Source organism: Paractinoplanes toevensis (assembly GCF_018332695.1).
GTDB classification, from domain to species: Bacteria; Actinomycetota; Actinomycetes; order Mycobacteriales; family Micromonosporaceae; genus Actinoplanes; species Actinoplanes toevensis.
The window spans coordinates 48,664-66,821 of the sequence record NZ_BOQN01000079.1; the positions used below are offsets into that span (position 1 = coordinate 48,664).

General features: G+C 70.8%; 20 protein-coding genes. 8 read left to right on the forward strand and 12 right to left on the reverse strand.

Translation table 11 applies throughout. The features are described from left to right. Positions 1-31: 31 nt before the first annotated feature. The 7 genes from Ato02nite_RS30360 to Ato02nite_RS30390 form a co-directional block, all read right to left on the reverse strand. Positions 32-1,513, reverse strand: a complete 1,482-nt coding sequence (locus Ato02nite_RS30360; RefSeq protein ID WP_213010083.1) for a family 43 glycosylhydrolase — start codon at positions 1,511-1,513, stop codon at positions 32-34. A gap of 11 nt (positions 1,514-1,524) precedes the next feature. Further along, positions 1,525-2,499 (reverse strand): arabinan endo-1,5-alpha-L-arabinosidase, encoded by a 975-nt coding sequence (locus tag Ato02nite_RS30365; protein ID WP_213010084.1) that lies wholly within the window; start codon positions 2,497-2,499, stop codon positions 1,525-1,527. Positions 2,500-2,610: 111 nt separating this feature from the next. Continuing rightward, complete coding sequence (locus tag Ato02nite_RS30370; RefSeq protein ID WP_213010085.1) at positions 2,611-4,722, reverse strand: PAS domain-containing sensor histidine kinase; 2,112 nt, start codon at positions 4,720-4,722, stop codon at positions 2,611-2,613. A 34-nt stretch (positions 4,723-4,756) separates the two neighbouring features. After that, complete coding sequence (trmB, locus tag Ato02nite_RS30375) at positions 4,757-5,377, reverse strand: tRNA (guanosine(46)-N7)-methyltransferase TrmB (RefSeq protein WP_213010086.1); 621 nt, start codon at positions 5,375-5,377, stop codon at positions 4,757-4,759. 74 nt (positions 5,378-5,451) lie between these two features. After that, positions 5,452-5,841 carry a hypothetical protein gene (locus Ato02nite_RS30380; protein WP_213010087.1) on the reverse strand — a complete coding sequence of 130 codons (390 nt, stop codon included), beginning with the start codon at positions 5,839-5,841 and terminating at the stop codon, positions 5,452-5,454. 77 nt (positions 5,842-5,918) lie between these two features. After that, positions 5,919-6,866 (reverse strand): TolB family protein, encoded by a 948-nt coding sequence (locus tag Ato02nite_RS30385; RefSeq protein WP_246607579.1) that lies wholly within the window; start codon positions 6,864-6,866, stop codon positions 5,919-5,921. A gap of 76 nt (positions 6,867-6,942) precedes the next feature. Beyond that, entirely contained in the window at positions 6,943-7,611 is a 669-nt protein-coding gene (locus Ato02nite_RS30390) for a MerR family transcriptional regulator (protein WP_213010089.1), read from the reverse strand. A gap of 77 nt (positions 7,612-7,688) precedes the next feature. Here Ato02nite_RS30390 and Ato02nite_RS30395 point away from each other — a divergent pair, with 77 nt between their 5' ends. Beyond that, positions 7,689-8,174 carry a DUF4188 domain-containing protein gene (locus tag Ato02nite_RS30395; RefSeq protein WP_213010090.1) on the forward strand — a complete coding sequence of 162 codons (486 nt, stop codon included), beginning with the start codon at positions 7,689-7,691 and terminating at the stop codon, positions 8,172-8,174. On the opposite strand, the gene Ato02nite_RS30400 is transcribed toward Ato02nite_RS30395, so the two are convergent. Continuing rightward, complete coding sequence (locus Ato02nite_RS30400) at positions 8,167-9,213, reverse strand: aldo/keto reductase (RefSeq protein WP_213010091.1); 1,047 nt, start codon at positions 9,211-9,213, stop codon at positions 8,167-8,169. The genes Ato02nite_RS30395 and Ato02nite_RS30400 overlap by 8 nt on opposite strands. Before the next feature lie 62 nt (positions 9,214-9,275). On the opposite strand from Ato02nite_RS30400, the gene Ato02nite_RS30405 reads away from it, so the two are divergent. After that, on the forward strand, positions 9,276-9,812 hold the full coding sequence (locus Ato02nite_RS30405) for a TetR/AcrR family transcriptional regulator (RefSeq protein ID WP_213010092.1): 537 nt from the start codon (positions 9,276-9,278) through the stop codon (positions 9,810-9,812). 122 nt (positions 9,813-9,934) lie between these two features. Here the strand turns inward: Ato02nite_RS30405 and Ato02nite_RS30410 are convergent, their stop codons facing one another. Next, a complete protein-coding gene (locus Ato02nite_RS30410) occupies positions 9,935-10,561 on the reverse strand; it encodes a hypothetical protein (RefSeq protein ID WP_213010093.1) in 627 nt (208 codons plus the stop codon). 120 nt (positions 10,562-10,681) lie between these two features. Between Ato02nite_RS30410 and Ato02nite_RS30415 the strand changes: the two genes are divergently transcribed. Genes Ato02nite_RS30415 through Ato02nite_RS30430 form a run of 4 tightly spaced genes read left to right on the forward strand, consistent with a single transcriptional unit; the run spans position 10,682 to position 13,502 of the window. Beyond that, positions 10,682-11,248, forward strand: coding sequence for a uridine kinase family protein (locus Ato02nite_RS30415; protein ID WP_213010094.1), 567 nt, complete (start codon positions 10,682-10,684; stop codon positions 11,246-11,248). A 23-nt stretch (positions 11,249-11,271) separates the two neighbouring features. Next, entirely contained in the window at positions 11,272-12,201 is a 930-nt protein-coding gene (locus Ato02nite_RS30420) for a helix-turn-helix domain-containing protein (protein ID WP_213010095.1), read from the forward strand. Between the two features lie 8 nt (positions 12,202-12,209). Further along, a complete protein-coding gene (locus tag Ato02nite_RS30425; protein WP_213010096.1) occupies positions 12,210-12,731 on the forward strand; it encodes a pyridoxamine 5'-phosphate oxidase family protein in 522 nt (173 codons plus the stop codon). 24 nt (positions 12,732-12,755) lie between these two features. Further along, complete coding sequence (locus Ato02nite_RS30430) at positions 12,756-13,502, forward strand: alpha/beta hydrolase (RefSeq protein ID WP_213010097.1); 747 nt, start codon at positions 12,756-12,758, stop codon at positions 13,500-13,502. Positions 13,503-13,505: 3 nt separating this feature from the next. Here Ato02nite_RS30430 and Ato02nite_RS30435 read toward each other — a convergent pair whose 3' ends face one another. Next, complete coding sequence (locus tag Ato02nite_RS30435; RefSeq protein ID WP_213010098.1) at positions 13,506-14,411, reverse strand: proteasome assembly chaperone family protein; 906 nt, start codon at positions 14,409-14,411, stop codon at positions 13,506-13,508. A 274-nt stretch (positions 14,412-14,685) separates the two neighbouring features. Here Ato02nite_RS30435 and Ato02nite_RS30440 point away from each other — a divergent pair, with 274 nt between their 5' ends. Together Ato02nite_RS30440 and Ato02nite_RS30445 are read left to right on the forward strand one after the other, a co-directional pair. Then, positions 14,686-15,291, forward strand: coding sequence for an EcsC family protein (locus tag Ato02nite_RS30440; protein WP_438873082.1), 606 nt, complete (start codon positions 14,686-14,688; stop codon positions 15,289-15,291). 84 nt (positions 15,292-15,375) lie between these two features. Continuing rightward, complete coding sequence (locus Ato02nite_RS30445) at positions 15,376-15,942, forward strand: hypothetical protein (RefSeq protein WP_213010100.1); 567 nt, start codon at positions 15,376-15,378, stop codon at positions 15,940-15,942. Here Ato02nite_RS30445 and Ato02nite_RS30450 read toward each other — a convergent pair. Together Ato02nite_RS30450 and Ato02nite_RS30455 are read right to left on the reverse strand one after the other, a co-directional pair. Beyond that, the gene (locus Ato02nite_RS30450; protein ID WP_213010101.1) at positions 15,929-16,765 is read right to left on the reverse strand and encodes an NAD-dependent epimerase/dehydratase family protein; all 837 of its coding nucleotides are present in this window, start codon (positions 16,763-16,765) and stop codon (positions 15,929-15,931) included. The genes Ato02nite_RS30445 and Ato02nite_RS30450 overlap by 14 nt on opposite strands. Further along, a complete protein-coding gene (locus tag Ato02nite_RS30455; RefSeq protein ID WP_213010102.1) occupies positions 16,762-18,069 on the reverse strand; it encodes a cytochrome P450 in 1,308 nt (435 codons plus the stop codon). The genes Ato02nite_RS30450 and Ato02nite_RS30455 overlap by 4 nt, the downstream gene beginning before the upstream one ends. Positions 18,070-18,158: the final 89 nt, after the last annotated feature.

An 18,158-nucleotide genomic window follows, 5' to 3' on the forward strand; every position in this document is an offset into this window, starting at 1 on the left:
TGGGCGCTCGCAGCCCAGGCCCCACGTGTTCTCAGGCGGTGATCGTCCACTCCTGGCAGGAGTTGCCCAGGGCGGACCACTGGCGCACGGCGGTGCCGTCGGCGGTGGCGCAGTCCGTTACGTCGAGGACCAGGCCGTTGCTTCGGTTGGCTATCAGGTAGCCGCCGTTGACCGGGGTCAGGCTCCACTCCTGGCAGACGTTGGAGAGGTTCGCCCACAGGTTGAGCGCGGTGCCGTTGGCGGCGCCGCAGTTCACCGAGTCCAGGACCGTGCCGCTGTTGGCGTTGGTGATGCGGTAGTAGTTGCTCGTCGTCTTCGTGAAGGTCCACTGCTGGCAGGCGTTGCCCAGCGACGTCCACTGCTGGATGGCGGTGCCGTTGGCCGTGCCGCAGTTCTGGGCGTCCAGGACCTTGCCGCTGCTCTTGTTGACGATGCGGTACTTCGTGCCGGCCGCCGGGAACGAGACCGTGCCGCCCGGGTCACCCGCGGGGGCCGTCAACGATGTCGACAGCTTGTCCGGCGTACCCAGATTGGGGCTTCCGTCGGAATTCCAGGTGACCTTCTTGATCCGGGTCGTCCGGGTGCCGCCGCAGCCCTGGGTGGTGCTCTCGTTGGCGTGGTAGACCATCCACGTCTCCGAGCCGTCGGGCGAGTTGAAGAAGCCCTGGCCGCCGGGGCCGTAGACGCTGTTCGCGTCGCTGCGCTGGAAGATCGCGGTGCTCTTCTTCGTCCACGAGCTCGCCGCGAGCGGGTTGCTGCCGGTCAGGGTCAGCATGCCCAGCTTGTAGTCGGGGGTGTTGCAGGAACTGGCCGAGAAGGTCAGATACGAGACCCCGTTGTGCTGTACGACGTAGGGCGCCTCCTCGGTGTTGCCACCGACCATCTCCCATGAGTACGTGGGGTAGGAGATCCGGGTGCCGTAGGCGCTGACCGTCCACGGGTTCGACATCGGCGCCACGAACAGGCTCTGCAGGCTGCCCACCCACGACGAGTAGAAGAAGTAGTTCGCGCCGTTGATGGTGGCCACGCTGCCGTCGATCGCCCAGCCGTTGCCGGACTGCACGTTCAGCTGTCCCTTGTAGGTGTAGGGGCCCATCGGGTCGTTGCCGGAGCTTTCCAGCACGTACGACCGCTGGCCGTCGCAGCACGCGGCGGTGCCGGCCGTGTAGTAGAGGTACCACCGGGTGCCGTTCGGCCCGGTGAGCCGGTGCAGCGAGGGCGCCCACACGTTGCAGCAGTTCGCGGTGCCGCTGCCGGTGAAGACCACGGACTCGGCAGCGCCGGGGAGAGCGGCCACCGAGGTTGCCTTCTTGATCACGATCTGCGAGTTCCAGGTGGTGGTGGCCACGTAGTAGTAACCGTTGTAGTAGCCCATCCACGGGTCGGCGCCGTACGGCGCGGCGGCCGTCGGATTGGTGAAGGCGACGGCCGCCTCGCTGGTGTGCGGGCGGGAGACGATCACGATCGAGCCGACCACGGCGAGGAGGACGGCCAAGAAGATCTTGCGAAGCATGGCGACCCTCCTCAGTAGACGTAGGGCCAGGCGGACGAGTCCCAGCCGAGCAGGTTGATGCCGAGCTTGGCCGCGCCGGAGCTGGTGTAGTAGTGGTAGACCAGCACGTCCTGGGTGCCGTCGGTGATGACCGCCGGATGCCCGGGCCCGTGGACGGCGTCGTGCGCGGCGAGGATCTGGGTGCCGCCGCCGGCGGTGGTGGCGACGCCGGCCCGGTCGACGTACGGCCCGGTGATCGTCTTCGATCGCGCCACCATGGTCCGGTAGGTGCTGGACGCGCCCTGGCAGCAGAAGTCGAACGACATGAACAGGTAGTAGTAGCCGCCGTGGTAGTAGACGAACGGCGCCTCGACCGACTTGGAGTTCACGAACCGCTCGGCGATGTTGTACATCGCGCTGTCCGCGCGCTTCCCGCTGCTCGGGTTGATCTTGACCATCTTGATGCCGCTCCAGAAGGAGCCGAAGGTCAGCCACCATTCACCGGACGGGGTGACGGTCAGGTTCGGGTCGATCGCGTTCCAGCCGCTGCTCGTGGTGGACTCGATGACCTTGCCGTAGTCGGTCCACGAGCCGGCCGCGCCGGTGGTGCTGCCGGCCAGGAAGATCGCCGACTTGCTGGAGCCGAAGCTCGACGCGGCGTAGTACATGAGGTACTTGCCGCCCTGGTACGAGATGTCCGGTGCCCACAGGTCGGCGCTGCCGTTGGTGTACGGGTCGGCCCACGACGTGCCGTTGGGGAACGCCTTGCCGGCGTCGGCGAACGCCGTCCGGTCGGCCGAGGTCTTCAGCGTGATCCCGGCGCCGGTGGTGGCGAGGAGGTAACCACCGGTGGGCCGCTTCACGATCGACGGGTCGTGCGCCCCGGTCGAGCCGGTGACGACTCCCGGGTTGGGATAGGTGGCGGCGTCGGCCGTGGACAGGCCGTAGATGCTGGCCGCGGCCGCCACGAGGGCGGTGACGCCGGCCAGCAGGGACTTTCGAAGCATGGGGGAATGCCTTCCGAGTCGGTGGACTGCTCGGGGTAGCAGTGGCCGAAGGGGTGCGTAAGGTTGCTCGCTCCCGTAGATGTTTCGGAAGGCGCCAAAACAACAGAAATATCAGCGGGCGTCCATCGGCAGGCGGACCAGCACCGTGGTGCCGAGGGCCTCGTGGTCGACCAGCTCGATGCTGCCGTGATGGCGGGAGACGACCGCGCGGGACAGCGTCATGCCGAGCCCGGTGCCGGGGATCGCCTTGTCCCGGGCCCGGCTGGTGCGGTACAGGCCGGTGAACAGCTTCTCCCGCTCGTCGGCGGTGACACCCAGGCCGGTGTCCGAGATGGCCAGCTCGGCGGCGCGCCCGTCGGCGCGCAGGGTCACTCCGATCCGGCCGCCGTCGGGGCTGTACTTCACCGCGTTGCCGAGCAGGTTGTCGACGACCTGGCGCAGCCGTTTCCGGTCGCCCGGCAGCACCAGATGCTCCGGCAACTCGTCGTCGATGACCAGGGGAGCGCCGTCGATGGCGGTGCGCGCCTTGGACACCGAGTCGCGTACCACCTCGGCCAGGTCCATCGGCGCGAGCTGCACGTCGGCGTGGCCGGCGTCCAGCGCGGACAGCTCCATCAGCTCGGTGATGATGTGTCGCAGCTGGTTGGTGTTGCGGTCGATCACCTCGAGCAGCCGCGGCCCCTCGGCGACCAGGGTCTTCTCGTCGGCCTCGCGCAGCAGTTCGGTGTACGCGCTGATCGACGTGAGCGGCGTGCGCAGCTCGTGCCCGATCAGCGCCAGGTATTCGTTCTTCGAGCGGTTGAGCTGCCGCTGCAGATCGTCGACGAGGCGGCGCTCGACGAACTGGCCGATGTGCGCGGCGATCCCGGACATCAGCGCCAGCAGCTCGTCCTCCGACTCCTCCACGGTGTCCGCGAAGACCGTCAGAACCCCCAAGGTCTCAAAACCTTCCCTGACCGGTACGCCGAGGGCGGCGTGCAGCCGCGACGTGTGGGCGGTCTCCTCGGCGATCAGGCTCTGCGGCTGTCCCACGTCGCGGATCCACAGCGGCTTGCCCACCTGCCAGACCCGGCCGGCCAGTCCCGTCCCGTACGGCAGATCGGCCGGCACCTCGATCTCGGCGTCCCAGTCGGGCGCACTCCAGTGCGCGGCCGACCGCACCACCGCGGCCGCCTCGTCGACCAGCCACAGCTCGGCGTGCGCCCAGCCGAGCGTGTCGACCACGGCCTCCAGCACCCGCGGGCCGGCCTCCTCGATGGTGGGGGCGTCGGCCAGCGCCATGGTGACGGTCAGTTCGCAGGTGCGGAACCGTTCGACCCGGCGGCGGCGGGTCACGTCCTGCACGGCCTGCACCGCGCCGACGGTGTGCCCGTCCGGCCCGGTGATCGGGTGCGCGTCGATCAGGTAATGCCGGGTGCGGCGGTCCGGGCCGTGCAGGATCACCTCGTCGTCGCGCAGGTGATCGCCGCGCAGCGCCCGGAACAGGCCCAGGTCGTGCTGGCCCAGCGGCTCGCCGGTGGCGTCGGTGAAGCCGTGCTCCGGCGGGGTGCCCTCGGGCAGCCCGGCGTCCACCCACATCTGCCGCATCCGCTCGTTGACGAACACGACCTCCCCGTCGGCGTCGCAGGCGGTGACCCCGTCGTGCAGGCTGTCCAGCACCGCGTCGAGGAAGCGGCGCTGCTGGTCGACCTCGTGCCGGGCCAGCTGCTCGGTGATCAGCAGGGTGCACACGTGGGCGGCCTCAGCGACGGCGGCGACCTCGTCGGCGGTCCACTCGCGCGGTTCGGTGTCGCACGCGCAGCAGACCCCGAGCACGGCACCGTGCTGATCCCGTACGGAATGACCGATGTACGCGCCGCGATGCGCGGCACCCGGCCCGGCCACCCGCTCGTCGGCGCTGAGATCGTTGATCAGAACCGGGTCGTCGCTGTCCAGCACGAGCCCGGCGAGCGATTCGTCGATCGGGGTGTCGGCGACCTCGTCCCACGCGCCGGAGAGCCCCCAGCCACCGTAGAGGCGCAGGCGCCCGCCCTGGGCGAAGTGGATGAGGCCGGCCGGGGCGTTCGCGGCCCGCGCCACCAGCGCCGCCAGATGGTCGGCGGCGCCGCTGGTCAGGACGCCGCGATGCAGCTCGGCCTCGAACGCGCCGGGGCGCCATCCGACCCCCGCCCGAGGGGTGTTCCACGCCCGTCCAGCATCCAGGCCGGGATCCTTAACCACCATGCCGACCTCCGGCTTTCAGCCTAAAGGCGGCAAATCAGGCCCGGCGCTGGAATCGCAGATCCGTGATGGGTCGCCCGGCCTCGTTACCGCGCCGCTCGAACTTCGTCTCCGGGCGGCCCGCGCGATCGTCGCCGGCCGGCTCCAGGCCCGGGTCGGCGGCGAGGGTCTCGGCCATCGCCTCGGCGTAGTGCGGCCAGTCGGTCGCGCAGTGCAGCAGACCGCCCGGGCGCAGCCGCTCCCGCAGCAGGGCGACGTTGCCCGGCCGGATCAGCCGGCGCTTGTGATGACGGGCCTTCGGCCAAGGATCAGGAAAGAAGACGTGTACGGCGTCCAGCGCACCCGGGGCGATGCGGTGCACGAGTTCCATCGCGTCACCGTGCGCCACCCGTACGTTGGTCAGGTCTTTCTCGCCGACCAGCGCGAGCAGATTGCCGATGCCCGGGGTGTGCACCTCGACGCCCAGATAGCCGCGGCCCGGATCGGCCGCCGCCATGGCGGCCGTGGTGTCACCCATCCCGAAACCGATCTCCAGCACCACCGGGTTTGCTCTTCCGAACAGCCGGCCCAGGTCGAGCGGCGTGCGGTCGCCGTCCTCGACGGTCAGCCCATAGCGCGGCCACAACTCGGTGTGCGCGTCATGGTGCCGGGAACTCATCCGGCCACGGCGCGGATGGAACGTACGAATCGGGCGATGGTCAGCGGTCTCCGTCATAGCACCGCCAAGCGTAGTTACGCCGAGACGTCGATGCGGCGCGGGCCGCTCTGTGCCAGGTAGGCGAGGGCCTTGTCCAGGTACGGGCCGATCGGGCTCGGCGCGCTCGCCCGCTGGTAGCGGTGGTGCAGATCCTTGAGGTAGACCGCGGTGACCGGCTGGCCCGGAGCGAGGTGGCCGGTGGCCCGCTCGGTGGCCAGCGCGGTCGCGAAACTGGTCGGCTTGTCCTTGGCCGGGTCGAAGCCCGGCGTGACCCGCTGCCCGGTCGCCTGGAAGATCAGCTCCCGGTCGGTCGCGGTCAGCGTGTCGAAGTCGTTGCGCCCGTTCTTCTCCACCTGCGGCCGCCGGGGCGGCGCGGAGATGGGCGTGTGATGGGTGCGAGCGGTTCCCAGGCCGGAGACGGTCATGTGCGGATCCCCATGTGCGTATGCGGGATGGCAACCAGGTTGCCACCGGTCTGTACCTCTGTTCGGCACCCTCCCCGCTACCGCTTAGCGGCAAGGACACTTGGCTGCGAACCTTCTCGCAACGGAGTCCGGGAGCCGTCGGTCAGGCCCACCGTCATCACCCACGAGTGCCCGCGGTACTGGCCGGTGACCAGGCCGTGGGTGGCATCCAGGTAGGTGAGCTCACGGTCGCCGACCCCGCCGACCGTGCGCTTGACCCGGCTCGCCGGGTCGTACTCGACCAGGTGCACCGGCTCGTTCTGGGCGGCGGTCTCGCCCTCCTGGTAGGCGGTCCAGGCCAGCCGCTTCCCGTCCGCCCGCCAGCCCGGCACCACCGCGAAGCCGCGGTTCTGCAGGCTGCCCCCGCCGTACGCGGCCACGGTCTGCTCGCCGCCGGTGGCCACCGTGCCCACGCTCAGGCAGGCGTCGTAGACCGACTCGCAGTCACCGCCCCGAAACGCGATCTTGGAGCCGTCCGGCGACCAGGCAACCGCGTCGTCGGTGCGCAGCCGCTCGGTCAGCGACGTCGGCGCGCGGCCGGTCGGCAGGGCCGGCTCGCCGGGCAGATCCTGCTCCCGGCAGTCGCGGGGGAACAGCACCGCCGGGTTTCCGCCGGTCGCCGCGATCCGGTAGACGCCGGGGCCGCCGGTGCAGGAGAGCGAGGCAAAGGCGATCCACCTGCCGTCGGGGGACCAGGACGGTCCGGCGGCGGCGCGGGTGGTGAGCCGGCGGGCGGCGGTGCCGTCGGCCTTCATGGTCCACAACTGCCCGCCCTTGAGGTACGCGATCTGGCGGCCGTCCGGCGACCAGTGCGGGCGGGACCGGCCGCCGCCGGTGGTCAGCCGGGTCTCCGCGCTGCCCCGGCTGACGTAGATGTCGCCGTTGCGGACGTACGCCACCGGGCTGCCGCTCGTTGCCGCCGCGGCCGGCGCGACTCCGCCGAGGGCCGCGCCGACGGCCGCCAGGATTGCGGTGATCTTCTTCATGCCCTGCATAACGCAACGCCCCCCGACGCGCTTCGCCCTGCCAGTTACATCTCGCAGATCGTCCGCAACCTTTTCGCTACTGAGCGGTTTCCGGATTCTTCTGCGGCGGTGCGTCGGGGATGCCTATCTGGCGGGCGCTCTCGTGCTGGTGGGCGAGCAGGCGCAGGGCGCTGAACAGGGCTTCGCCCAGCACCGTGCCGAGAACCACGAGCTCCATCCGGGCGGCCGGGTCCGGCCGGTCCAGGACGGTACGCACCTCGACCGCCGCCAGTGAGGCCGCCGAATCCGCGTATCGCCCCAGGTTGTCGAAGAGCTCGGTCACCCCGAGCGAGCCACCGGCCGCGAGGGCGTCGGCGACCAGGTCGATCTCGGGGGAGAGCGGGTAGACCAGCCAGCCGCGCTCGGCGATCAGATCGAGGACCCGTTGCTTGGCGGTGTGCCATTCCGGCGTCTCGCGGTCGGGGCGATGCCGGGGAGTGACGGCGGTCTGGGCGGCACTGAGCAGTTCGAGGGGGTCGTCGGCGTGGGCGCCGAGAGCCGCGACGACCTCGCGGGCGGCGGCCACCGAGACGCCGCCGACGTCGATGAGCGCCCGGATCAGCAGCAGCCGGCGCAGGTGTTCCTCGCCGTAGTCGGCCTGGTTGGCGGCCGTGGCGGCGCCCGCCGGCAGCAACCCTTCCCGCAGGTAGTACTTGATCGTCGGGATCGGCACCCCGCTCCGTTTGCTCAGTTCTCCCACACGCACCTTGCGATCATCCCCCTTCAAGTGGATAGTGTAACTATCTACAGCGGATAGCGCCGCTATCTATATGGGAGGTAATGATGGCGAAGGTCGTTCCCGGTTACATGACCGCCGAGATCGAGGGAGACTTCGTGGTCTTTCTGATCGGCATGCGCATCAACAAGTGGTGGAAACTGCACAAATGGTTGCCGGTGATGGCCGCGATGGGCCCGATGCTGCGCGAGCTGATCCGCCGCAAGGAGCTGGGCCTGCTGCACTTCACCTCGTGGATCGGCCCGTCCGGCCCGCTGATCGTGCAGTACTGGCGCAGCGTCGAGCAGCTGGAGGCCTTCGCCAAGGACGCCCGCCTGCCCCACCACCCGGCCTGGAAGCGCTGGAACAAGGTGATCGGCGACAGCGGTGACGTGGGCATCTGGCACGAGACCTTCGTGGTCCACGACGGCACGTACGAAACGCTGTACGGCAACATGCCCGCTTTCGGCCTGGTTCGGGCCGGCACCGCCACGCCCCTGACCAGGGCGACCCGGGGCGCGGCCGGTCGGCGTGCCGGCAACGCCGTCAGATGACCGGAACGAGGGGAGGCTCCAGCAGAGTGCGGTCGCCGTCGGCGCCGCGGCTCAGGGCGGCGGCGACGTCCTCGTGCGGGGTGCCCGGCCGCACCGCACTGACCTCGTCCAGTTGGCGGTAATGACGGTCGCTGAGCTCGAGGTCGAGCGACCTCAGGTATTCCTCCAGCTGGGGCCGGGTGCGCGGGCCGACGATCGGGATCAGGGCCGTGGTGGCCAGGGCGGCCCGGCGGCGCAGCCAGGCCAGGGCGACCCGGACCGCGCCGACGCCCAGCTCGTCGGCGATTGCCAGGACGGCGTCGACGACCGCGCTGCGCTGCGGGCTGCCCTCGATCGCGTCGCCTCGGGCGCTCAGCCGGCCCTGCTCGCCCTGCCGGTATTTGCCGGTGAGCAGACCGCCGGCCAGCGGGGAGTAAAGCACCACGCCCAGACCGTGGGCCTGCGCCATCGGCAGCAGCTCCCGCTCGGCGGATCGTTCGGCCAGGCTGTACTCCGTCTGCAGGCCGACCAGCGGAGCCAGGCCGCGCAGGTCGGCCCGGACGGCGGCGCCGGCGACCCGCCAGGCCGGGAAGTTGGACAGGCCGCCGTGCAAGATCTTGCCGGAGCGGATCAGGTCGTCGAACCCGGCCAGGATCTCCTCGATCGGCGTGGTGCCGTCCGGGAAGTGCGGCATGAAGACGTCGACGTAGTCGGTGTTCAGGCGGCGCAGGCTCGCCTCGACCGACCGGATCATGATCTTGCGGCTGTTGCCGGTCGTGCCGGGGCGGGGCTGTGCCTGCCGCGTCCCGCTGTACTTGGTGATGACCACGAAGTCGTCCCGTTGTCGGCCGAGCAGCCCGCCGAGCGCGGTTTCGGCCTGCCCGCCCTGGTAAAGGTTGGACGTGTCGAACGTGGTGCCGCCGGCGTCGACGAAGGCCTCGAAGATCTGCCGGGAGCCTTCCGGGCCGGCGCCGGCAGTCGAGGTGCTGAAGTTCGCCGTCCCGAGCGCGAACTCCGACACGCGCAGTCCGGTCAGCCGGCCGAAGGTCTGGTAGCGCATGGCAGCTCCTGGAGTGGGGTAGGCTCCAGACGGTAGCAAATAAACCGAGGGGTCACTCTTTTATGCCGAGGGTCAGTCAAGCGCACCTCGACGCCCGCCGCCAACAGATCGTGGACGCCGCCCGCGCCCGGTTCGCCCGGGACGGCTTCGCCCACACGTCGATGGCCGACATCGTCACCGAGTCCGGCCTCTCCAACGGCGCCATCTACCGGTACTTCACCAGCAAGGAAGAGATCGTCATCGCCGTCTGCGAGCAGGGCACCGAGGCCCTGCCGAGAGCGCTCACGGCCGAGGCGGTGGCCGGTTTCCTCGAGCACGTGCGGGCCCGGGCGCGAGAAAACGGCCACGCTCGGCTGGTCGCCCAGATCTACGCCGAAGCCGCGGTGTCACCCTCGCTGGCGGCCGTGGTGCAGCGACAACTCGCCGCCATGCGGGCCGCGATCGCCGAGCTGGTGCCCGACCCCCGGCGCCCGCAGGCCGGCCAGATCGCCGAGGCGTTCGTGGCCCTGTGCGCCAGCTACAACCAGCAGTTGGCGATCCGCGGCGACCTGGATCCCGCCCCCTACACCGCAGCCCTGATGGCGATCATCAAGGGCTAGCGGGCGTGCCGCATAAAGAGTGACCTTTCATTTTGAACACTGATCTCGATCGCGTTCGGGCGAGGCGTCGCTAGGTTGGGTGGCCGCCGCAGCCCGGGCTGCGGCGGCCACGATTGGTCCTGTCAGGCGACGGTCGTCGACCACATGGCGGTGAAGGCGGCGGCCTCGCCGGCCAGCCAGCTCTCGATGTCGGAGGGCTTGGCCGCCGGGTCGATGCGGTGGGTGACGCCCCGGCGCAGGTCGACCAGGACCGGCTCGGCGTTGGGCAGGATCTGATCCATGTGCCGGGCCATCAGGTGCAGCGTCGCCGTGATCGCCTCGGGCGTGGGCGGCGCCTCGTCGAAGTGCAGCCGGACCGCCTCCCGCTTCCCGTCCTCGTAGCGCAGGCCGAAATGCGGGTTGATCTTCACGGCGAGCGGCCCGACCGAGGCGAGCGCGTCGCGCGTCTGGGCGAGCCCGACCCGCTCCGGCTCGCCGAGCGAGGCGAGATAGGTCAGAGCGCCGGCGCTGACCGACTCGTAGAGCGGCTTCCACCGGTCCTTCACCAGATCGGTGACGCCGTTGAGGTAGCTGCCGCCGGTGCGGAACGCGATGTCGGCCTTGAGCGCCTTGACCAACTGCCCGTGCGGGTTGAAGCCCGACCGGCGCTCCCGCGCCTTGCGCAGACCGCCGACGAACGTGGCCTTGGCGGGACCCGTGCGGGTCACGTAGCGGGTGAAGCCGAGCATGGTCGCGTAGGGCGGAATCATGGGCACGGATTCTGACAAAACAGGCGCGGTCACGTTGATCTCCTCGCAGCTCACGGCCCCTTTTAGTACACACATTCTAATCGACGGGTACGACATTCCCAACCTCGCTAGGCTCGGCTCGTGTCCAATCTCGAGGTGTCCCGGATCGCGGCCGAGGTGACCGCTCGCGAGCCGGTCGACGGCATCCGCATCGTCGGCGTCGACGGCCCGAGCGGTGCCGGCAAGAGCCACCTGGCGCGAGAGCTGGCCGAGGCGCTGGCGGCACCGATCATCGAGATCGACGACTTCGTCTCGTGGGACGACTTCGCCGGCTGGTGGCCGCGTTTCGAGGCCCAGGTGCTGACGCCGCTGCTGCGCGGTGAGGCGGCGACCTACCAGGCCCGCGCCTGGTCGGACTGGTATGGCAACACCCTCGGCGAGTGGAAGACCCAGCCGTGGTCACCCGCGATCATCGTCGAGGGCGTCACCTGCACCCGCCGCGAGACGATCGGCCGCCTCGCCTACGCCATCTGGGTCGACGCCCCCGCGCCGGTCCGCCTGGCCCGCGGTCTGGCCCGCGACCAAGCCTTCCCCGGCGCCGAGCAGCTGTGGCACAACTGGATGGCCGAGGAGGCTCGCTTCTTCACCGCTGACGGCACCCGAGCCCGAGCAGACCTCGTCGTCGACAACAACTTGACTCTCCCGTAGGGGGAGACGCCAGAGTTACCGCCATGGACGACGACCCGGGCTGTTCGATCGGTGAGTTGGCTCGGCGCACCGGGCTGACGGTGAAGACCATCCGGTTCTACTCCGACAGCGGGCTCGTGGCGGCCAGCCACCGCAGCCCGAGCGGGCACCGCCGCTACGGCACCGAGGCGGTCGCCCGGCTGGAGTTCGTGCGCACGCTGCGCGAGCTGGGGCTCGACCTGGCCACGATCCGGCGGGTGGTCGATCGGGAGCTCTCGCTGCCCGAGGTCGCCGTCACGCACGCCGACGCGCTGGCGGTGCAGATCCGCACGCTGTCCCTGCGGCGTGCGGTGCTGACCGCGGTCGCCGCACGAGGCTCGACCCCCGAGGAGATGGACCTGATGCATCGGCTGGCCACGTTGACCGAGGACGAGCGACGGCGCCTGATCGGCGATTTCCTGGACAACGTCTTCGGCGGTCTCGGCGACGACCGCGTGTTCGCCGGCATCGTGCGCTCGATGACGCCCGAACTGCCCGAGAACCCCGCGGCCGAGCAGGTCGAGGCGTGGGTCGAGTTGGCCGAGCTGTCGCAGGACCCGGGGTTCCGCGGCAGCATGCGTCGGGTCGCCCGGCAATATGCGAGTCAGCAGGCCGCGAGCTGGGGCGCCCCGGTGCGCCGGGACGCGGCCGCGGTGGTTCGTGATCTGGCTCGCCCGGCGCTGGCCGCCGGCATCGATCCGGCCCGCCCGGCGGCCGGGCCGGTTGTCGAGGCGGTCCTGGCCGAGTGCGCAGGGCTCGTCGGCCGGGCCGACCACGTCGACGTGCGGCGTGAGCTGGTGGCCTACCTGGAGGACGTGAACGAGCCGGGCCGGCAGCGCTACCTCCGGCTCCTCTCGACGATCAACGGCTGGCCCGCTCCGGAGGACCTCTCACCCGTACTCGATTGGTTTCTGGATGCTGTGCGGGCCCGATAGGGTCTCGCATGCCCTTGACGAATCCCTGGCTCACCGAGCCGATGCCGGCCGGGCGGCTGCCGCGCGAGCGGCTGGACGAGCGCATCCGCAACCTGCTGGCCTCGCAGAACATGTGTGTGCTGGCTACCGCCGGGCCGGACGGGCCGCTGGCCACGCCCGTCCGGTATTACTCGCTGGACTTCGCGGTGATGTTCACCGCCGCGCCGTCCTCGCCCAAGCTGCGCAACGTCGCCGCCGATCCGCGGGTCTCCGTCGGGATCTTCGCGCCGCTGGTCGGGCTGGCCAGCAGCCGTGGAGCCCAGCTGTTCGGCGAGGCCCTAGTGCTGCCGCCCGACCACCCCGACGGGGAGCGGTACTGGGCGGCGTTCCGCTGGGAGAGCGAGCACGCGGAACGGGGGCGCCCGCTCACCGAACCGCCCCGCGACACCCTCGTCGTGATCGAGCCGACTCGGATCGTCTACACCGAGCACTGGCTTCGGCGGGAGGGGTTTGCCGCGCGGCAGTTCTGGAAGCGCTCGGCACACGAGTAAGGGCACGCGAGTAAGACTGTGGCCATGGCCGTGATTCGCTGTGACTTCTCCGCCGAGACGCTCGAGCTGGACACCTCGATGACCGTGGTGCTGCCGCAGGAGGGGACCGGGCCGCCGCCGGTTCTCTATCTGCTGCACGGGCTGAGCGACGACGACTCCGCGTGGACGCGGTTCACGTCGATCGAGCGATATGCGACGGATCGCGGCCTCGCCGTGGTGATGCCGCAGGTGCATCGCAGTTTCTACGCCAACGAGGCGGTCGGGATGCGCTTCTGGGACTTCCTGTCCGAGGAGCTGCCGGCCACGGTCCACCGGTTCTTCAAGGTGTCGGACCGGCGCGAGGACACGTACGTCGCGGGGTTGTCCATGGGTGGGTACGGCGCGTTCAAGTGGGCGCTGCGGGAACCGCACCGGTTCGCGGCCGCGGCGAGTCTTTCCGGCGCGCTCGATCTCGCGTACATCCAAGAATTTGATCTTCGGCCGCATATTCTCGGCCTGATGCCGCGGGTTTTCGCGGACCGGCCGGTGCGCGGCGGGGACGACGACCTGATGCACCTGGTGAAGACCGCGGACAGGGAGCGGCTGCCGCGGCTGTTCCTGCGGTGCGGCACCGAGGATGTGCTGCTCAAACAGAACGAGCGGTTCGTGGCCGCGGCGCAGGCCGCGGGCGTGCCGCTGGACGCCGGCTTCGGGCCGGGCGAGCACGTCTGGCAGTACTGGGACGACCAGATCCAGAACGTGCTCGACTGGATGCTCCCGAAACCGGCGTAACGCTCACTCCCCGTCGCGGGACTGCTCGGCCAGAAAGCGCTCCAGCTCGGCGCCCAGCTCCTCGGCCGTCGGCAGCGGGGTGTCGTTGTCGGCCAGCAGGTTGTTCTCCCGGCCGCGCAGGAACGCGTCGTACTGCGCCTCGAGCGAGCTGACCAGCCGGCCGGCCTGCTCGTCGTCGGCGATCTGCTTGTCGATGTCGGCCCGCACCAGCTCGGCGGCCTTACGCAGCTGGCTGGTCGGCAGGGCCAGGCCGGTGCTCGAGGAGACCGAGTCGGCCAGCAACTCGGCAGCGGCCGGATAGTTGGTCTGGGCCAGGTAGTGCGGGACGTGCGCGGCGTACCCCATGGCGTCCTTGCCGGCCTGGCCGAGCCGGAATTCGAGCAGGTTGCCGACGCTGGCCGGCACCTGCACCCGTTGCAGCCACGACTCGCGGTCGCCGAGCAGGCGCTGGTCGGTGGCGTGCGCGGTGACGCTGACCGGGCGGGTGTGCGGCACCGCCATGGGAATCGCGTTGAGGCCGACCGTCAGCTCGACGCCGAAGCGGTCGATGAGCCCGGACACGGCCGCGATGAACCGCTCCCACTGCAGGTCGGGCTCCGGGCCGGCGAGCAGCAGGAACTCGGTGCCCAGCTGATCGCGGACGCGGTGCAGGGCGAGGCTGGGCTGCTCGTAGGAATCCCAGTGGTCCTCCACGAAGATCATCGGAGGGCGGCGGGAGCGGTAGTCGAGGAGCTGGTCGAGGTCGAACGTCGCCACGACCTGCGTGTCGAGGGTGTCCAGAAGATTTTCGCGGAAGAGCTGGATCGCGCTGCCCGCGTCGACGAAGCCGGTGAGGGCCTGGACCAGAACGGGCTTGTCCAGGGCCGGCAGGTCGTCGGCCAACTCATAGAGCTCGTGTGGGTCGAGCACGTCGACGACCTCCTGTGCTTGCACTAACCGGGGTAAAGCAGAGAAACAACGACCGGCGGTCCTTCATTCCGGTCACCGCATGATCTTCCCAAAGGTGCGATAGATCTCAGCCTGGGCACAACCGATCTTCACCCCTCGCGTGCACGTGCATGTGCACGGCACAATGGATCGAGATCTCCTCTCATCCCCCTCGGAGCGTGATCTGGTGAGTGAAGTCGCCGTGAAAGAGCCCATCCCCGAGACCGAAGCCCCGCCCGGCACCCTGTGGTCGCGGATGAAGTCCGACCCACACTATGCGCCGGAGCACCTCGCCCTGGAGGCCGTGCGCCGCCTCGGCCCCGAGGCCGCCCAGTGGGCCGAGCGCGCCCGCCTGGACAATCCCGGCATCACCCCCGACGCGCTGGCCGATCTGACGGTCAAGCGATTCACCACCCTCGCCCGCATCTCCGGTGCCGTCTCCGGGGCCACCGGCCTGCCCGGCGCGGTGCTCGACGTCGGCGTCCTGGCCTGGACCCAGTCGCGGATGGCCCTGCACATCGCCGCCGCCTACGGTTTCAATCCGGCCGCCCCCGAGCGCGCCACCGACCTGCTGATCCTGCAGCGGGTGCACAAGGTCGCCGAGACCGCCCGGCTCGCGCTGGGAGTGGCCGCCGGCCGGGAGCGCGCCAGCCGCATGTTCACCGACATCGCCAACCGCCCGATCACCCGGGTGATGCTCAAGCTGAGCGTGCGGCTCGCCCAGATGGCCGGGGTCCGCGCCGGCCGCCGGGTGTTCGCCAAGATCATCCCCGGCGCCGCGGTGATCCTCGGCACCTGGGTCAACTCGGCCGCAACCAAAGACCTCGCCAACCGCTCCCGGCAGCTCTACCGCTCGGCCTAAGCAAACTCCTCGCCCCCGACGATCTGGTTCCTCGACAGAGCCAGTTCTAGACGGGGGAGGCGGGCCGTGCGCCGTCGTTGGCTGTTGCTTGTGGGAAGCGCCGCGCTGCTGCTGGTCGGTGGCTGCAAGGCAAGCACGACCGCGTCCGCGGTCCCGACCCCGAGCGGTTCGCCGTGGGTGGTCACCTCCAAGGGCAGCGCCACGCCGTCCCCGGTCGCCAGCGTCGTGACCGCGACGACCAGCGCGTTCCCGACCGGCTTCCTGCCGCTGCCGTCGACCACCGCCTCCGCGACGCCCACCCCGAGCCCGACCTGCGCCCCGATCGGCCAGACCAGCCCGATCCAGGGCGCCGACGTCGCGCCCGGCACCACCAGCGCCGCCGTCACGTTCTTCAACCCGGGCGGCACCAACCTGCAGGAGTTCCGGGTAACAGCGATCTCGCAGGACCTGGCGGTCGGTTCGCAGCGTGACGTCGGCTGGACCGTCGTCACTCCCGGCACCGCCTGCACCTTCCAGACCGTGACGATCACCGGTCTGGACCCCACCACCGACTACGTCTTCTCGGTCGACGCCGTCTGGACCAAGATCGGCGGAAAAGACGGCACGAGCGCCAAGACGGTGGCCCGCTCCCGCGTGGTCAGGACGGCGTGACCGGCCGCCAGCCCCGCCCGAGCGCTTTGCCGATGTCCAGCACCATCCCGTCGGTGACCTGGTCGATGCTGTAGCGGGTCAGCGCCGGCCCGGCCACCAGCGAGGCCGCCCGGGCAACCGCGATCGGCACGTGCCGCACCGGCACGCCCAGCACCGCCGCGATCGCGGCATCCCGCTGGTAGACCCGATCGTCGGCGATGTTGTAGGCGCCGGCCGGCCACCGGATGGCCGCGAGGCAGGCGGACGCGAGGTTCTCCACGGCGGTCAGGCTGAGCGGCACGTCCGGCCCCGGCAGCCAGGCGCGACCGCCGCGCACGATCCGCCGCAGCCGCGGCACCAGATGCGGATCACCCTCGCCGTAAACGGCGCGGGGCCGCAGGACGACGGCCCCGGCGGCCAGCGCGAGCTTTTCACCAGCCGATTTCGTACGCCCGTAAGCGGTCCGCTGCCCGTCGACCGGATGATCCTCCCGGACCGGCGCCACGTAGGGCCCCGGCCGGTAGACACTCGCGCTGCTCACCCAGACGACCGGCCGCCCGGCCGAGGCCGCGAGCAGCCGCCGGGTCCCGCCGACGTTGACCGCGCGAAAGGCCGCTTCGGTACGCCGCCCAGGCCGCGGATCCCCAACGGCCGCCGCCAGATGCAGCACAGCATCGACACCCGATAAGTCAGGCATGTTCGGTGAGGCGGCATCCCAGAAGCTGTGCCGCCCCACCGGCCCCGGCCGCCGCCCGAGACAGACCACGTCGGCCCCCGAGGCAACCGCCAGCCGAGCCACGACACCACCACAGAACCCGCTACCCCCGGTCACCGCGATCCTCATGCGGCGCGCACGATCAGTGAGCGCCAGCCCGGCAACGCCGAGCGACGATCAACCCGGGCGCGAACGACGACCGGCCGATGCGGCGCGAGCGCGGCGAGAAAATCACCGAGTTGCAGCCGGGCCAGCCGAGCGCCCGGACAGGCATGCGGCCCAGCGCCGAACACGAGCTGCGCGGTCCGCGCCGGCGCCGGCCGATCCGGATCAGGATCACGATGATGCGCGTCGGCCGCATGCCGGGCGACCAGCAGCATGCGATCCCCGGCCCGCACGGGGCATCGCCCAAGATCACCGCCGCCGGCGGCAACGCGAGGCAGGAGCGGCGTGGGCGAGGTGACGCGCAACAGCTCATCGGCAAGGGCAGGTTCCCGGGCGTACGCCCACAGCGCCCCATCAGCACAGGCCCACGCCGCGGCCCGGGGCAGAGCGGCCACCGTAGTGTTCACGGCCGCAACGGCCAGAGTGGCAGCCAACCCGCCCCCGGCCGGCCCGCCTCCGCCCGGCCCACCCCCGGCCGGTCCGCCTCCGCCCAGCGCGCCCCCGGCCGGTCCGCCTCCGCCCAGCGCGCCCCCGGCCGGCCCGTCTCCGGTCGGTCCGTCTCCGCCCAGCGTGTCCCCGGTCGGCCCGTCTCCGATCTGTCCGCCTGCGATCGGCCCGTGCCCGGTCGGCCCGTCTCCGGTCGGCCCGTGCCCGATCTGTCCGTCTCCGGCCGGTCGGTCCTCGATCGTTCCGCCTCCGACCAGTTCGAGGAGGCGCTCTGCCGCCAGCTCCGCCTCCCGGGCTGCCCGCCGCCGCCTGATGCCCGGCAGGTGCGCCCGGGCCGCCGTGGCCCCCGCCTCCTGCGCCGCCGCGGCCAGCACCAGCGGATCCAGCTCGAGCCCCAGCAGCGCCGCCGCCGTGCTGCCGGCGATCTCCGCCGCGAGCGGCACGAGATCCACGCTCCCGCCGTTGCCGAGCGGTGCGAGCCGCTCGTCGATGAGCTTGATCCACCCCGGCCGGAGCCGATCCACCCCGGCCACCCCGAGCCCGTCCGCCACATCGCGCCGGGCGCGCCGATGCTCCGCGCCTTGCTGATCGAACAGGCCACCCGCCCCCGCGAGCCGATCGACCGCCCCGCCGGTGGTGCCCTCGGCGGTCCGATCGAGCGGAATCCGGGTGAGCGCCGCGAGATAGGCATCCCGATCGTGCACGAGCACGGTCCGCCCAATCCGCACGGTCGGCCACCGTCGGCTAGCCGCGAGCAGCGCAAACAGCACCGGATGGCTGCCGAGATAAACGCGCCGATCCCGCCCCCGAGCGCTACTCACCGGCCCACGATCCCGTCGAGCGCACGCCCGGAGCCGTCCAAACCCCGCCAACGTCGCCGGCCGATCGCCGCGCGCAGGTGCCGTTCACG